Consider the following 14,804-nt stretch of genomic DNA (forward strand, 5'->3'; position numbering starts at 1 on the left):
CGCCTCAAAACCATCACCAACACAACCCTGGCCTTGGTCCTATTCGCTGGCAATTGATTGTCTTCGCAGTGCAGAGGGGATAGGTGAATCGCCCCGGGATTTGAGGAGGCTCCTACTCTTGAGAGAATGGAGCCATGAACAAGTCCACCAAGTTTTCCCCCGAGGTCCGCGAGCGCGCGGTGCGCATGGTGCAGGAGCACCGCGGTGAGTACCCATCGCTGTGGGCCGCCGTGGAGTCGATTGCGCCGAAGATCGGCTGCGTGCCGCAGACGTTGCTGAGCTGGGCCCAGCAGCCAAAAAACGTGTCAGGGACAATTTTAGCGCGCCGGCCGCCGTCCAGAATTGTCCCTGCTCAAAGGTGCCCGTCAAACCTGGGTCATCTCAACCTAACCCCTTTTTTCCAACAATTTTTCCCTACTCTTCCGATTGGGCGCTCCCTGGCCCCTGTAACTTTGGCTGCACCGACTTACCTAACCTACGTGTCTCCTTCGCCGCGGGATACTTCAAAGGAACGGCTTGGACTGGCTGACCATCAATAGTTACGCTGACCTCTTCATGCCTAAATGACTTGGCGTAGTCGTCAGCCGCCAAGACCATCGCATCGTTCAGTTTATCCAACACGGCATCCGAGGTAACGCCAAGCTCTTTAGCACGCGCCAATGTCTCCATGGCTTGGATGGCCCGTCCGTGACGCGTCAAGTGAAGATACGGCAAACGTACTACATCGCGAACCATCGCAAGTAGCAGGCGAATGGCCTTCGAATCACCAGTGACGCTAATACGGACCGGTGAACCTGACTCGATGCTTGCTATCCAGATTTCGTCACGCAATCCATCAGACCGTTGATCAGTCTGCTCGATTACCCACTTGCCTATATCTGCCAAGCGCGACAGCAAGGCTATGTAATCAGCAAACGCTCCTAATCGATCAACGCCATCCAGTTCTAGAACGACTGACGATTGATCAGCTTCTCCTTCTTTAACTGGCGCGGCGAATAGGCACCCCAACGCTTCGTAATGTTCGTAACAAGTGATCAGCGCAGCTCCGGGTGCCAGCAAGCCGGTTATTGACGGGGCATTCTTGTTTTTTTGAAGAACGACATCAAAAGCCCCAGCTAACTTGGCTAGTGCTTGCCTTCCTGGGCGGAGCAACCCTTCAAGCAACGGATACTCTTCGAGTATCAAGTCGAACTTCCGGGCCAGTTCATGCAACTCGACCGCAGTTGCGGAGGGGGAAATATCTTGAAGTTGCCGAGCAATAGGGCGAACTGCTTCCTGAAGATGAGAACGACCAGCGTTGACACTTGTATCGTTGTTCGCCGCGATCTCTTCAAGGGTGCCATTGAGCTTAGGTTCGGCAGCTTGGATTTGAGTTAGCAGCCCCTGTACAGCACCCCCTGGCGTGAGTGCGATCCGCACCAACGCTTTACGAACATCATCCTTGTACATGTCTCCCCCGTGACCGTGGACGTATCTTGCACTTAGTCAATAATCTAGGAACGGCAAAAACGCAAACCTATCGCAGTAGAAGCGTCAAACCATCGGCAACTTCAACCCCTGCTCCTTCGCACACTCCACCGCAATCTCATACCCCGCATCCGCATGCCGCATCACCCCAGTACCCGGATCGTTCCACAACACCCGCGCAATCCGCTTGTCCGCCTCAGCCGTGCCGTCGCAGACGATCACGATGCCCGAATGCTGCGAATACCCCATCCCCACCCCGCCGCCATGATGCAGCGACACCCACGTCGCCCCACCGGCCACATTCAACATCGCGTTGAGCAGCGGCCAGTCGCTGACGGCGTCGCTGCCGTCCTTCATGGCTTCGGTTTCGCGGTTCGGTGAGGCGACGCTGCCGGAGTCGAGGTGGTCGCGGCCGATCACCACCGGCGCCTTCAGCTCGCCGTTGCGCACCATCTCGTTGAACGCGAGGCCGAGCTTGTCGCGCAACCCCAGGCCGACCCAGCAGATGCGTGCGGGCAGGCCCTGGAAGCTGATGCGCTCTCTCGCCATGTCGAGCCAGTGGTGCAGGTGGGCGTCGTCGGGGATCAGCTCCTTCACTTTCTGATCGGTCTTGTAGATGTCTTCCGGGTCGCCCGAGAGCGCGACCCAGCGGAACGGGCCGATGCCGCGGCAGAACAGCGGGCGCACGTAGGCGGGCACGAAGCCGGGGAACGCGAACGCGTTTTCGCAGCCGACGTCCTGCGCCATCTGGCGGATGTTGTTGCCGTAGTCGAAGGTGGGGATGCCTTGCGCGTGGAACGCGAGCATCGCTTCCACGTGGGTTTTCATCGACAGCTTGGCGGCGCGCGCGGTGCCGACCGGGTCGTTCTTGCGGCGCTCGAACCACTGCTCCAGCGTCCAGCCTTGCGGCAGGTAGCCGTTGACCGGGTCGTGCGCGCTGGTCTGGTCGGTGACGGCGTCGGGACGCACGCCGCGGCGCACGAGTTCCGGCAGCACGTCGGCGGCGTTGCCGAGCAGCGCGATGGATTTCGCTTCGCCCGCAGCGGTGTACTTCGCGATGCGCGCCAGCGCGTCGTCGAGGTTGCTGGCCTGCTCGTCGACGTAGCGGGTCTTCAGGCGGAAGTCGATGCGGCTCTGCTGGCATTCGATGTTGAGGCTGCACATGCCGGCCAGCGAGGCAGCCAGCGGCTGGGCGGCGCCCATGCCGCCGAGGCCGGCGGTGAGCAGCCATTTGCCCTTGAGGTTGCCGCCGTGATGCTGGCGGCCCATCTCGACGAAGGTTTCGTAGGTGCCCTGGATGATGCCCTGCGAGCCGATGTAGATCCACGAGCCGGCGGTCATCTGGCCGTACATCATCAGGCCTTTCTTATCGAGCTCGTTGAAGTGCTCCCAGGTGGCCCAGTGCGGCACCAGGTTGGAGTTCGCGATCAGCACGCGCGGCGCGTCGGCGTGCGTGCGGAACACGCCGACCGGCTTGCCGGACTGCACCAGCAGGGTCTCGTCGTCCTCCAGTTCGCGCAGCGCTTTCAGGATCGCGTCGAAGCACTCCCAGTTGCGCGCCGCCCGCCCGATGCCGCCGTACACCACCAGCTCGGCCGGGTTCTCCGCCACCTCCGGATCGAGGTTGTTCTGCAGCATGCGGAACGGCGCCTCGCTGAGCCAGCTCTTGCAGGAAAGCTCGCTGCCGCGCGGCGCGCGGATGGTGCGGGTGGTGTCGATGCGGGTGGGTGCGGTCATGGACGAAGGCTCCGGTAAGACAGACTCCGAAGTATAGGCCAGCCGCCATGGCGAGCCGGAGGCTGACTCATGGCGCGCTCGCCCGCGCGTCGATGCCGGCGTGCTTGCGCAAGGCCACCGCCGCGCGCATGCGCACGATGAATTTCGCGATCTGCGGGTCCTTGCCGAACTGCGCCTGCAGATGGTTGGCGGTGGCGTCCAGTCCCGGCCGTGGCTGTTGTTCCTGGACGGTGGCGCGCAGGATCCAGCCGTACGGGTTCTGCGGCTGCTCGCGGATCAGCTGGTCGGCCACGGCCCAGCCCTTGTCCCAGTCATGCGCCAGGTTCACGAACATGTCGCCAAGCACGGACAACGTTTGTACGTCGCGCGGGTCGATCGCCAGCAGTGCGCGAAAATCCTGTTCCGCATGCGCATAGTCGGCCTGCATTTCGTAGGCGTAGGCCCGTGCCCTGAGCGCGTCCGCATGGCGCGGCGACGTGGCCAGCAGGCGGCTCATGTCGGCGACGGCCCAGGCGGACTCGTCGAAATCCACCAGCGCGGAGACGCGGTGGGTGCGCACGTCATCTTTTTCCGAGCCGAAACGCAGTGCCTCGGACAGGTAGATGGCCGGCACGCCCATGTTCCGGTTGCCGTCCGCCGCGAGCCCGGCATTTTCGAGGTAGGTGATGCTGGCCAGCTGGTCCAGCGCGGCCGAATACGCCGCCAGCTCGGCATCCTGCGTGCAATCGCAGTCGTCCACTTGGTAGTACGGCCGCTCCGACAGCATCAGCTTCATCAGCGGATTCGAATGCGTGTACGCCTGCGCTTGCGCGGCGAACCGGTCCATCGCGTCCAGCGACCCGCCCCACTTCGGCTCCAGCGTCCACATTGCCAGGCTGCGGACCACGTAATCGTCCGGTGCCACCGCCAGCGCACCGCGGATCGCCGCGTCGGTGTATGCGCGATCGAAGCCGAGGCCACCGGCGTTGATCAGTGCGATGTGGGCAGGAACAACCTGGGGGTTCAGCGCAATCGCCTGGCGCAGGTCACTGTCGGCCTGGGCCAGCAGCTTGTGCATGGCGTCGACGCTGTCCTGCGGCGTGTCCTTCATGTACTTGGCTCCCCGCGCATCGGCGGCCATCGCCACGTAGGCCATGCCGCTTGCGGCGAACGCGAAGGCGCTGTTCGGCGAAGCGCGTTTCCAGGCGTCCAGGGTCGGCCGGATGTCGAACGAACCGTTCCGGAACGCTTCCTGGTAGATCCGGTCGAGCCGGCCGCGCGAATCCGGGTCGGTCTGCTGGGCGTGCAACGCGGCGGCGAGGCGACGGTCGAGCTCGGCGGCGTGGCCGTCGTGGATGAGCTTTTGCGCCTCGGCAAACGTGAGCAACGGTTGCATGCGGTAATGGCAATACGCGACCACCGCATCGCGCGACCAGTGACTGTCCGGTGGATCGGGGTAGGCCAGGCAGCGCTGCAGCGGGTCGGCGATCGCCTCGGCCTTCTTCGCGGCAGCGAGGAACGCGTAGCCCTCGTCGCGGGTGAACTCGCGGGCGGCCGGCAGCGGATGTGGCACGGGCCGCCGCGCCATCAGGAGTTCCTCCTGATGCCTGATCTGCGCATACACCGAATGGGTGACCCACACGCCTTCGCCGACGCCCAGCAGGACGATTGCCGCGATCAGCACACCGCGTTGCCTCGAGTTCATGCGCGCCTCCCCCAGGCCACCCGAACATTGCCGATCATACTGCGCCGCCGGCGGTTGTCGGGCAGCGCCGGCGTTCGGCTTGCGTAACGCCACGCTGCGGCACTGGCGACCCGGCGGCGTTCGCAGGATGCTGCGACATCGCAACGAACGAGGAGAACGCCCATGTCACGCCGAACCGGGTTGCTGCTGTTGCCGTTATGGATCATCGGCGCGTCTGCCGCGTTCGCGGCCACGCCGCCGCCGGCCATGGACAAGCCGGCGTGCGAGGTCTGGCAGCGCGAGTTGTCGTTCGCGCAGAGCGTGCAGCGGCATGACGCGGTGGCCTTCGCCGAGCACGTCATGGCGGACGCGATCTTCGATGCGAACACGCCGCAGCCGACACGCGGGCTGGCCGCGGTGCGCCAGCACTGGGCCGCGTTCATCGCGGGCAAGACCGAGCGCGTGGACTGGTATCCGCAGCAGGTCGTGGCGTCGGGCGACGGCACGCTGGCGTACTCCAGCGGCGCGTACCTGTTCGAGAATCCGGCGCCGGGCGCGAAGCCGCGTTACGTGACCGGCCGGTTCGCGACGGTGTGGCGCCGCGCCGGCGACGGCGCCTGGCGCGTCGCGTTCGACGGCGGCGACGCCGGCAAGCCAGCGAGCGACGCGGATGTCGCCGCGTTCCACGCCGGCCGCCAGCCCGATTGCCCGGCCGCCGCAAGCACGAACTGATCCGCGCGGGCCGGTACGCATGCCTCCCGACGGCCGCCGCCCGGCCCGGCCATCGCGCCGATTGACCGCGCCATGGCGGCGGCACAGACTTCCCGCGGGAACCCCGGAGTGACCGTCACAAGTCACCGTGAGGAGGTTGTCATGCGTACCACAGGCTGGAAAAAACCGAGCTGGAAAAACGGAGCCCTCGTCGCCGCTGCCCTGTTCGCCGTCGGGGGCAACGCGCTGGCCGAGGAACACCCGGCAATGAGCGATGCGCACATGATCGCGAGCGCGATGCACGCGGCACCGGCACGCGTCGCGAAGGGCGCAACGATCGTGGCAATGGGCGCGGATGGCACGATGCGCACCTTGCGCAAGGGCACGAACGGGTTCACCTGCATGCCGGACAACCCGTCGACGCCGGGACCGGACCCGATGTGCATGGACCAGAACGCGATGGAGTGGATCACCGCGTACATGGCGAAGAAGACGCCACCGACCGGCAAGCTCGGCATGATGTACATGCTGGCCGGCGGCACGGACGCGAGCAACACGGACCCGTACGCGCAGAAGCCGGACAGCAGCAATCACTGGATCAAGACCGGACCGCATCTCATGATCGTCGGAGCGGACCCGGCGTTCTATGCGAACTATCCGAAAAGCGCGGATCCGGATACGGCGGCACCGTACGTGATGTGGGCCGACACGCCGTACGAGCACCTGATGGCGCCGATCAAGTGAGATACCGCGACGAAACACGCGCGATGCTTGCGTGGATCGATCACGCGAACTGATGTCCTGGCCGGTTGAACGCACCGCCCCGACCGGCCCGTTTGCGTACCGTTGCCCGCCCCGCGGACAACGCTAGCCAGCCTGCGCCATTGATGTCCGAAAACGGCGAGTCAGGCCATGGCGACAGTGCTAGCCTGCAGCCATGAACGAACTGCCCACCCTGCCCGCCCCGCATGTCTGCGAACAGGCCCGACTCAGCCGCGACGCGCGCTTCGACGGGTTGTTCTTCACCGCGGTCAGTAGCACCGGCATCTACTGCCGGCCGGTGTGTCCGGCGCCGACGCCGAAGCGCGAGAACGTGCGTTACTACGCGAATGCGGCCGCCGCGGAAGCGGCCGGGTTCCGGCCGTGCCTGCGTTGCCGGCCGGAGCTGGCACCGGGCAACGAGCAGTGGCAGCGCGGCGACCATGTCGTGGCGCGCGCGTTGAAGTTGATCGAGGCCGGCGCGCTGGCGGAGCAATCGCTGGACGACCTGGCGCTGCGCGTCGGCATCGGCGCGCGGCAACTGCGCCGCTTGTTCGTCGAGCGCATCGGCGCGCCGCCGATCAGCGTGCACACGACGCGCCGGCTGCTGTTCGCGAAACAGCTGCTGACGGAAACCGCGCTGCCGGTGACTGAGGTCGCACTCGCGTCCGGCTTCCGCAGCCTGCGCCGGTTCAACGCGGCGTTTGCGCAGGCGAACCGCATCGCGCCGCGCGAACTGCGCCGGCACCCGCGCGCGGCGGCCGGTGCGGCGCTGGTGTTGCGGCTCGGCTACCGGCCGCCGTACGCGTTCGACGCGCTGCTCGCGTTCCTGCGCACGCGCGCGCTGCCCGGCGTGGAACAGGTCGACGCGCACAGCTACGCGCGTGTGTTCGGCCCGGCGAACGCACCGGGCTGGCTGCGCCTGAGCGCGTGGCCGGGTGGCGAGCACGCGCTGCAACTGCAACTGCATTGTCCGCAGCCGACGCAGCTGCTCGGTGTGGTGACGACGCTGCGGCGGATGTTCGACCTGGACGCGAACCCGCAGGCGATCGCGGACACGTTCCGGCACGACGCCGTGCTCGGCCCGCTGGTGGCGCGCCATCCCGGCCTGCGCCTGCCCGGCGGCTGGGACGGTTTCGAGATCGCGGTGCGTGCGATCCTCGGCCAGCAGATCAGCGTGGCGGCGGCGCGCACGCTGGCGACACGCATCGTGCAGCGCTGGGGCGAACCGCTGCCGGCGGCGCCGCTGCCGGGACTGGAACGGCTGTTCCCGACACCGGCCGCGCTGGCACAGGCGGACCTGCGCGAGATCGGCCTGACCACGACGCGCGCCGCGACGATCAGCACCATGGCGCAGGCGCTGCTGGACGGCCGCGTGGATTTCAGCGCGGAGCAATCGCTGGATACGTTCGTGGCGCGCTGGGTCGCGCTGCCCGGCATCGGCGCATGGACCGCGCACTACATCGCGATGCGCGCGCTGAGCGACCCGGACGCGTTCCCGGCGGCGGACCTGATCCTGCGCCGTGAGGCAACACCGGACGCCGTGCCGCTCAGCACGAAAGCGCTGACCGAACGCGCGGACGCGTGGCGCCCGTGGCGCGCGTACGCCGTCATCCATTTGTGGCGCGGCGCATCGGAAACATTGCCGCCGCCACGCCAACGGAAACCGGAGGCGATCGCATGACGAACGGGCCCGACACCATTTACTACGACGAGATCGACAGCCCGGTCGGCACGCTGCGCCTGGTCGCGGACGGCCGCGGCCTGCGCGAGATCTGGTTCGAGCGTGAGCGTCATCCGAAGCAGGCGTATCCGGGCTGGGTTCGCGCCGCCGCGCTGCTGAAGTTCGCGCGCGCGCAACTGGAGGAATACTTCGCCGGCGAGCGCCAGCACTTCGAGCTGCCACTGCACCCCATCGGCACGCCGTTCCAGCTGGAGGTATGGCACGAGCTGGGGCGCATTCCGTACGGCGTCACGATCAGCTACGGCGAACTGGCCCGGCGCATCGACAAGCCGCTGGCGGTGCGCGCGGTCGGCGCCGCGAACGGACGCAACCCGCTGCCGATCGTGCTGCCGTGCCACCGGGTGATCGGCGCGAACGGCAGCCTCACCGGCTTCGGCGGCGGCCTGCCGACGAAGCGTTATCTGCTGGATCTGGAAGACCGCATCGCGCGCGGCGACCTGTTCGGCTGAGACACCCCGTATGTAGGAGCGCACTTGTGCGCGATGCTCTTTGCGTCGATCAACATCAGAGCATCGCGCACAAGTGCGCTCCTACAAAAAACGCCGCCCTCAGCTCCCGATCAGCCGCCGTCCTGCTTCGGCGCCGGCAGCGCCTGCGGCACCACCCGCGGCAGCTCTGCCGCAGCGCGCTCGCGGTCGAGCAGATCCTGCTGGCGGGCACGATCGCGGTCGCGTTGCGCCTGGTCGGCCTGGTCTAGTTGCTCGCGGGTGCGTGCGTCATTCGCCATCGGGCGTTTCGCGTTGTCCGACACGCTCTGCTGCAGCTGCTGCTGCAACTGGTTCTTCTGCAGTTCGTCGCGCACCTGCTGCTGTTGCGCGTCCTGCTGGAACCGCACGTTCGGCGGCACCGGCCGGATCACCGGCTGCGTACCGGACTGTTGCCAGGCACACGCCGCGCCCAGCGGAGCGAGCGTCAGTACGCCGGCCAACAGCGCGCGGATCAACGGGGAGTGCCAGGCGAGACGTGTAATGGTCATGACGGTGCGCGATCATGCAGGGAGGTTTGAATACATCGTAAGGGCTCCTGCATGAAAATCCTGTTTCGCGTGCTGCTGTGTTCACTGGCAGCATTCAGCTTCGGCTGTGCCACGCAACACCCGGCCACACCCGCAACCGCCACCACCACGGCACCGGCCGGCAAACCCACGCCCCTGTTGCTGATTTCGATCGACGGCTACCGCCACGACTACATGCAGCGCGGGCTCAGCCCGACCCTGGCGACGCTGGCGCAAGGCGGCGTGCAAGCTGAGTCGATGCAGCCGGCGTTCCCGTCGCTGACGTTCCCGAACCACTACAGCATCGTCACCGGACTCACCCCGGACCACCACGGCGTGGTCAACAACACGATGTTCGACCCGCAACTGGGCAAGTTCTCGCTGAGCAGCCGCCACGCAGTCAGCGACGGCCGCTGGTGGGCCGAGGGCACACCGATCTGGGAGACCGCCGACCTGCACGGCCTGCGCACCGCCACGATGTTCTGGCCCGGCTCGGAGGCGGACATCCACGGTCATCGGCCGGATTACTGGAAACCGTTCGACGCCAGCGTGACGGCCGCGCAGCGGGTCGATCAGGTGCTGGCCTGGCTGGACCTTCCCGTTGCCGAACGGCCCAGCTTCCTCACCCTGTACTTCGATGAAGTCGATCACGCCGGTCATGTGCACGGCCCGGACTCGCCGCAGGTCGACGCTGCGCTGCGCGAGACCGATACGGCGCTGGCGCAGCTGCTCGAGGGGCTGAAGCAGCGCGGCCTGTTCGAGCGGATCAACCTGATCGTGCTGTCCGACCACGGCATGGCCAGCGTGCCGGAGGCGAACAGCGTGATGATCGACAAGGTGATTCCGCTCGACCATGTGCACATGGTCAGCATGGGCATCCTGGCCGGCTTCAACCCGAAGTCGGACAGCGTCGAGGCGCGCGCCGCTTTCGCGAAAGTCGAACAGACCCTGGAGCAGCCGCACCCGCACATGCAGTGCTGGGACAAGACCCGCGTGCCGGCACGCCTGGCCTATGGCCGCAACCCGCGCGTGCCGCAGCTGCTGTGCCTGGCGAACGTGCACTGGCGCATCACCACCAGCGACTACGCGGCGAAGCGCAAAGGCCGGCTGAGCCTGGGCGAACACGGCTTCGACAATGCCGAGCCGCTGATGCAGGCAATCTTCGTGGCGCACGGCCCCGCGTTCCGCGTCGGTGCGAAGGTGCCCTCGTTCCCGAACGTGGACGTCTATCCGCTGATGACCCACCTGCTCGGCCTCCCCGCCGCCGCGAACGACGGCGACTACGAGGCGGTGAAGGCGATGCTGAAGGTGGACGAGCGGTGAGTGAAAGCGGGGAACGGGGGACGGGGAACGGGGAACGTGAAGTGCGGGAGCGCACGAGCCTTCCGGCTCTTGTTCCCTGCCGCCAAACCACAGCGCGCCGCAAGCACCCATGTTCCCCGTTCTCCGTTCCCCGTTCCCCGTTCCCCACCCTACGGCATCGCGCCCCGGCTCATCGGCGCCGGCGGCGTCGCCACGTTGACCAGCGGCGGCAGGCGGAACAGCCGCAGCGCGATCAGCAGGCCGGCCAGCACCAGCACGCCGACGAACAGTGCCACGCCGTTCCAGCCGTGCGACGCGTAGAACAATCCGCCGCTGGCACCGGCGATGCTCGAGCCCATGTAGTAGCAGAACAGATAGACCGAGGCGGCCTGCGCCTTCGCCGCGCCGGCCCGCCGGCCGACCCAGCTGCTGACGATGGAGTGGCCGCCGAAGAAGCCGAACGTCACCGCCACGATGCCCAGCATGATCAGCAACAACGGCTGCAGCATGGTCAGCGCCACGCCGGCCAGCATCAGCGCGAACGCCGTCCACAACACCTTGCGCCGCCCGAGCTTGCCGGCCAGGTGACCCATCCACGCCGAACTGAACGTGCCGACCAGGTAGATGCCGAAGATCAGCCCGACCGCCGCCTGGCTCAGGTTGTACGGCGGCGCCAGCAGCCGGTAGCCGAGGTAGTTGTAGACGGTGACGAATGCACCGAGCAGCAGGAAGCCTTCGACGAACAGCCACGGCAATCCGCGGTCATGGAAGATGCCGTTGAAGCGTCCCAGCACCATGCGCCAGCGCAACGGCTGCGCCACGAAATGCCGCGACGGCGGCAGTGCGCGCCAGAAGATCAGCGCGGCCACGATGCCGATCACGCCGACCACGCCCACGCCAAAACGCCAACCGAAGAAGTCGGCCAGTACGCCGGTGATCAATCGCCCGCCCATGCCGCCGACCGCGCTGCCGCTGATGTACAGACCCATGCCCAGGCCGATCGACTCGACGTGCATTTCCTCGCTGAGGTACGTCATCGCCACCGCCGGCAAGCCGCTCAGGGTCAGCCCGAGCAAGGTGCGCACCACCAGCAGCGCGGTCCAGTCCGGCATCACGGCGGTGACCAGCACCAGCACGGCCGACGACAGCAGCGACACCACCATCACCGACTTGCGCCCCCACGCATCCGACAGCGCGCCGGCAAACAACATAGCGAACGCCAGCACGCCGGTGGTCAGCGACAATGACAGCGCCGCGCCCGCCTCGCTCACCCCGTAGTCGTGACTGAACTCCGGCATCAGCGGCTGCACGCAGTACAGCAGGCCGAAGGTGGCGAAGCCGGCCGCGAACAACGCGAGGTTGGTGTGCCGGAACGCCGGCGTGCCGTGGTGAATATAGGGCGTCGACGCTCCCGCCATGAAAGGTTCTGCCGCACCCGGCTCCACGTCACGCTTCATCTCATCCGCCTGCTGTTGGGTATTTCAACCCGGCAAGGATAGAGCCGTCCGGCCGAACGATGGCCAACGCGCGCCGCATCCGGACCGGTTTTTCACACCGGAAACACAGGCGCCGGCAGAGCATCGCGCGCCTGAATGCCTGTGTTCCGCTCGATGGCAGGAGCTTCACCGCGGCGTCCGATGCCATCCGCCCATCCCGGTCGACGCCCCGCGCTGCGCAAGCCGAACCTCCAACTCAGACCAACGCCACGGGACCGGCGTTGGCGCAGGGGCGTCCCGGTCCCACGTCGACAATACATCGGGTGCAGGAGATTGCTCATGGCGACTTACATCGGTCTTACCCATCTCACGGATCAGGGGATGCGCAACATCAAGGAAACCACCAAGCGAGCCGACGCCGTCAAGGGAGCCGCCGGCAAGTTCGGGGTCAAGATCAAGGAGATCTTCTGGACGCTGGGAAAATACGACATCGTCATCGTCTCCGAAGCGGCCGACGAGGCAGCGGCAACCGCGTTCATCCTGAGCATCGGCAGCCTGGGCAACACCCGGACCCAGACCATGCGCGCGTTCTCCAGTGACGAGATGAACGCCATTCTCGGCAAGATGGCATAACCCGACCGACAAGCCAGCCTGACCGACAAACGGCCGGCACCGTTCCCGCCTCACGCGCTGCGGTCGCTGCGCAGCGCGCGTACTTCCTCGTCATGCCCGGCCGCACCGCGCCCGCTGAACCAGCCGAACAGTGCGATGCCGACGATGATCGCCAGCGCACCGAACAGCGCGTAGCCGTGCGGCCACGCCTCGCCGAGGAACAGTACACCGAGCACGGTGGCGAACAGCAGTTCAGCCGCCTGCATCGCCTCGACCGCGGCCAGCGCGGTCGGCTCGCTGCGCACCATGTCGGTGGCGCGGAAGAACAGGATGGTGGCGATGGTGCCCGAGGACAGCGCCACGCCGCCGGCGAGCAATGCCTCGCGCCACGTCGGCGGACCGACCGTGAACCACGCGATCACGGCGAACAGCAACCACAGTGGCCAGCTGCACAGCGTCATGCCGAACACCCGCTGCACCGCATTGATATGGCTTGCGCCCGGCTCCGCCTGCGCCTGCTCCAGATGCAGCAGCAGCTTGCGGTTGCCCAGCGGATAGGCAAACGCGGACAACACCACCGCGCCGATCGCGAGCCAGTCGCCGGCATGCAGCTGGCCCTGCGCATGACCCCACTGCAGCGCGAACACGCCGGCCACGATCAGCGCACCCAGCGCCAGCGTGCGCCAGGCCAGCCGGCGGCGCCCATCGCGATAGATCAGCGGCGCCAGCAGCGGTCCGGCCAGCACGGTGGTCTGGAAACTGCCCGCGACCAGCCACGACGGCCCGCTGCTGGCCGCCCAGGTCAGCGGCACGCCGAACAGCACGAAACCCACGCTGCTCCACAGCAACCACGGCCGGGCATGCCGCCGCAGTTCACGCGGCAACTCGCCCAGCCCGCCCTGCAGGGGCAGCACCACGGCGAGCATCGGCAAGGTGAGCAGGTAACGCAGGATCACCGCCCACGCCCAGTGCCCGCCGCCCGCAACGAGGCTGCGGTTGAGCACGTAGGTAAGCGTGAAGAACAGCGCCGAGATCAGCGCCAGTCCCACCGCGGCCAGGGCATTCGTACGCATGCGGTGCCACCGAGCAAAGTCGCGAGTGTGGCAAACCGCGCCGCGCTTGCGTAGCGGGCCATGGTTCGAGGATCGCGATCGCTGCCCGGAACGCCAGCCGGCGATGGCCGGCGTTCCGGACGTTCAAGCGAGCCTGGTCAGAAGCTCGCTCAGTTCCAGCGCCCGTTGCTACCGCCGAGGCTGTAGCGGCCGGCGCCGAACAACATGATCGCCAGCGCGGTGCCGAAGAACATGCCCTGCAGTTCCAGTGCCCAGCCGCCGGTGTCGTTGAGCATGGCGAACTGACCCATATGCACCAACCCGACCGCCACCAGCATGTTGATCACGATGATCAGCGCACCGACCCGCGTCCAGTACCCGAGCAGCAGCAGGAGCGGCGCCACCACCTCGCCCACGTACACCCCGTAGGCCAGGAACGACGGCAGGCCGGCCCCGGTCACCACGCCGATGATGTAGCCCGGTCCATGGAGCAGCTTGGATACGCCGTGGAACAGGATCAACACACCCAGCACAACGCGAAGCACCAGCTTGCCCAGATCGTTGGAACCTTGCATGGGAACTCTCCTGGCAGGGATCGAGAAATACCGTCGACGGCGACGGCGCGCACTGCCAGCGCAATCTAGCCCAATCGTGTGCGCCCGGACATAGGCCCGATTCCGGGGAGCGGATCAGCCACCGGCCAGCCGTGCCACCACGCCGCGATAGCGCGCCGCGATGCGTTCCTCGTCGCGATGATGGAAACCGCGCACCTGCCAGCTGCCGCCGCACATCACGTCGCGCACCAGCGGCGTGTTGCCGGCGAACAGGAAACTGTCCAGCACCGAACGCGCCTCGCGCGCAGCCAGCAGCGGGGAGTTGTCGTCCAGCACGACCAGGTCGGCCCGCGCGCCATCGCGCAGCTCGCCGACCGGCCTGCCCGAGGCCTGGGCACCGCCGCGCAACGCGGCGCGCCACAGCGTCTCGCCCACGCTGTCGCCCTCATGCCGTGCGGCGATGTTGCGGTGGCGGGTCGCAAGGCGCTGGCCGTATTCCAGCCAGCGCAGTTCCTCCACCGGCGAGACCGAGATGTGCGAGTCCGAGCCGATGCCGAGCGTACCGCCGGCGTCCAGGTATTCGGCCAGCGGAAACAGGCCGTCGCCCAGGTTGGCCTCGGTGGTGGGACACAGCCCGGCCACGGCACCGCTGCGCGCGAGCTGCAGGGTTTCCGCCTCGGTCAGATGGGTCGCATGCACCAGGCACCAGCGTGCGTCGACGCCGGCATGATCGAACAGCCATTCCACCGGTCGCGCGCCGCGGGTGGCCAGGC

Annotated in this window: 14 protein-coding genes and 1 pseudogene; 7 read left to right on the top strand and 8 right to left on the bottom strand. The window is 66.9% G+C overall.

All coding sequences use genetic code 11. The features are described 5' to 3' along the window. Window positions 1-134 precede the first annotated feature (134 nt). Window positions 135-311, top strand: a pseudogene (locus tag ABD024_RS09595) (IS3 family transposase); the annotation flags it as partial. Window positions 312-414: 103 nt separating this feature from the next. Here the strand turns inward: ABD024_RS09595 and ABD024_RS09600 are convergent. The 3 genes from ABD024_RS09600 to ABD024_RS09610 form a co-directional block, all read right to left on the bottom strand. Further along, window positions 415-1,449, bottom strand: coding sequence for a hypothetical protein (locus tag ABD024_RS09600; RefSeq protein ID WP_343851986.1), 1,035 nt, complete (start codon window positions 1,447-1,449; stop codon window positions 415-417). Between the two features lie 84 nt (window positions 1,450-1,533). Further along, window positions 1,534-3,204, bottom strand: a complete 1,671-nt coding sequence (gene hutU / locus ABD024_RS09605; RefSeq protein ID WP_343851988.1) for a urocanate hydratase — start codon at window positions 3,202-3,204, stop codon at window positions 1,534-1,536. Between the two features lie 67 nt (window positions 3,205-3,271). Continuing rightward, window positions 3,272-4,888, bottom strand: a complete 1,617-nt coding sequence (locus ABD024_RS09610; protein WP_343851990.1) for a tetratricopeptide repeat protein — start codon at window positions 4,886-4,888, stop codon at window positions 3,272-3,274. Window positions 4,889-5,050: 162 nt separating this feature from the next. Here ABD024_RS09610 and ABD024_RS09615 point away from each other — a divergent pair, with 162 nt between their 5' ends. The 4 genes from ABD024_RS09615 (at window position 5,051) to ABD024_RS09630 (ending at window position 8,530) form a co-directional block, all read left to right on the top strand. Then, the gene (locus ABD024_RS09615; protein WP_343851992.1) at window positions 5,051-5,599 is read left to right on the top strand and encodes a YybH family protein; all 549 of its coding nucleotides are present in this window, start codon (window positions 5,051-5,053) and stop codon (window positions 5,597-5,599) included. 72 nt (window positions 5,600-5,671) lie between these two features. Continuing rightward, complete coding sequence (locus ABD024_RS09620; protein WP_343851994.1) at window positions 5,672-6,322, top strand: hypothetical protein; 651 nt, start codon at window positions 5,672-5,674, stop codon at window positions 6,320-6,322. 193 nt (window positions 6,323-6,515) lie between these two features. After that, the gene (locus ABD024_RS09625; RefSeq protein WP_343851996.1) at window positions 6,516-8,021 is read left to right on the top strand and encodes an AlkA N-terminal domain-containing protein; all 1,506 of its coding nucleotides are present in this window, start codon (window positions 6,516-6,518) and stop codon (window positions 8,019-8,021) included. Then, the gene (locus tag ABD024_RS09630) at window positions 8,018-8,530 is read left to right on the top strand and encodes a methylated-DNA--[protein]-cysteine S-methyltransferase (protein ID WP_343851998.1); all 513 of its coding nucleotides are present in this window, start codon (window positions 8,018-8,020) and stop codon (window positions 8,528-8,530) included. Before ABD024_RS09625 ends, ABD024_RS09630 begins: the two co-directional genes overlap by 4 nt. Before the next feature lie 110 nt (window positions 8,531-8,640). On the opposite strand, the gene ABD024_RS09635 is transcribed toward ABD024_RS09630, so the two are convergent. Continuing rightward, entirely contained in the window at window positions 8,641-9,057 is a 417-nt protein-coding gene (locus ABD024_RS09635) for a hypothetical protein (protein WP_343852000.1), read from the bottom strand. Between the two features lie 51 nt (window positions 9,058-9,108). Between ABD024_RS09635 and ABD024_RS09640 the strand changes: the two genes are divergently transcribed. After that, window positions 9,109-10,398, top strand: coding sequence for an alkaline phosphatase family protein (locus tag ABD024_RS09640; RefSeq protein ID WP_343852002.1), 1,290 nt, complete (start codon window positions 9,109-9,111; stop codon window positions 10,396-10,398). A 149-nt stretch (window positions 10,399-10,547) separates the two neighbouring features. On the opposite strand, the gene ABD024_RS09645 is transcribed toward ABD024_RS09640, so the two are convergent. Continuing rightward, window positions 10,548-11,795 (bottom strand): MFS transporter, encoded by a 1,248-nt coding sequence (locus ABD024_RS09645; RefSeq protein ID WP_343854610.1) that lies wholly within the window; start codon window positions 11,793-11,795, stop codon window positions 10,548-10,550. Between the two features lie 357 nt (window positions 11,796-12,152). On the opposite strand from ABD024_RS09645, the gene ABD024_RS09650 reads away from it, so the two are divergent. Then, window positions 12,153-12,446, top strand: coding sequence for a GYD domain-containing protein (locus ABD024_RS09650; protein WP_343852004.1), 294 nt, complete (start codon window positions 12,153-12,155; stop codon window positions 12,444-12,446). Window positions 12,447-12,496: 50 nt separating this feature from the next. On the opposite strand, the gene ABD024_RS09655 is transcribed toward ABD024_RS09650, so the two are convergent. The 3 genes from ABD024_RS09655 to ABD024_RS09665 form a co-directional block, all read right to left on the bottom strand. Further along, window positions 12,497-13,498 carry a multidrug resistance efflux transporter family protein gene (locus ABD024_RS09655; protein WP_343852006.1) on the bottom strand — a complete coding sequence of 334 codons (1,002 nt, stop codon included), beginning with the start codon at window positions 13,496-13,498 and terminating at the stop codon, window positions 12,497-12,499. A gap of 149 nt (window positions 13,499-13,647) precedes the next feature. Further along, entirely contained in the window at window positions 13,648-14,052 is a 405-nt protein-coding gene (locus ABD024_RS09660) for a DoxX family protein (protein ID WP_343852008.1), read from the bottom strand. 114 nt (window positions 14,053-14,166) lie between these two features. Continuing rightward, on the bottom strand, window positions 14,167-14,804 hold a 638-nt coding region (locus tag ABD024_RS09665), incomplete at its 5' end, for an amidohydrolase family protein (RefSeq protein WP_343852010.1).

This window comes from Rhodanobacter soli, from assembly GCF_039523495.1.
Classification (GTDB): domain Bacteria; phylum Pseudomonadota; class Gammaproteobacteria; order Xanthomonadales; family Rhodanobacteraceae; genus Rhodanobacter; species Rhodanobacter soli.

Coding starts and splice junctions, on each gene's coding strand:
- ABD024_RS09600 (WP_343851986.1), bottom strand. CDS start 1,449: ATGTACAAGGATGATGTTCGTAAAGCGTTGGTGCGGATCGCACTCACG.
- hutU (WP_343851988.1), bottom strand. CDS start 3,204: ATGACCGCACCCACCCGCATCGACACCACCCGCACCATCCGCGCGCCG.
- ABD024_RS09610 (WP_343851990.1), bottom strand. CDS start 4,888: ATGAACTCGAGGCAACGCGGTGTGCTGATCGCGGCAATCGTCCTGCTG.
- ABD024_RS09615 (WP_343851992.1), top strand. CDS start 5,051: ATGTCACGCCGAACCGGGTTGCTGCTGTTGCCGTTATGGATCATCGGC.
- ABD024_RS09620 (WP_343851994.1), top strand. CDS start 5,672: ATGGCGGCGGCACAGACTTCCCGCGGGAACCCCGGAGTGACCGTCACA.
- ABD024_RS09625 (WP_343851996.1), top strand. CDS start 6,516: ATGAACGAACTGCCCACCCTGCCCGCCCCGCATGTCTGCGAACAGGCC.
- ABD024_RS09630 (WP_343851998.1), top strand. CDS start 8,018: ATGACGAACGGGCCCGACACCATTTACTACGACGAGATCGACAGCCCG.
- ABD024_RS09635 (WP_343852000.1), bottom strand. CDS start 9,057: ATGACCATTACACGTCTCGCCTGGCACTCCCCGTTGATCCGCGCGCTG.
- ABD024_RS09640 (WP_343852002.1), top strand. CDS start 9,109: ATGAAAATCCTGTTTCGCGTGCTGCTGTGTTCACTGGCAGCATTCAGC.
- ABD024_RS09645 (WP_343854610.1), bottom strand. CDS start 11,795: ATGGCGGGAGCGTCGACGCCCTATATTCACCACGGCACGCCGGCGTTC.
- ABD024_RS09650 (WP_343852004.1), top strand. CDS start 12,153: ATGGCGACTTACATCGGTCTTACCCATCTCACGGATCAGGGGATGCGC.
- ABD024_RS09655 (WP_343852006.1), bottom strand. CDS start 13,498: ATGCGTACGAATGCCCTGGCCGCGGTGGGACTGGCGCTGATCTCGGCG.
- ABD024_RS09660 (WP_343852008.1), bottom strand. CDS start 14,052: ATGCAAGGTTCCAACGATCTGGGCAAGCTGGTGCTTCGCGTTGTGCTG.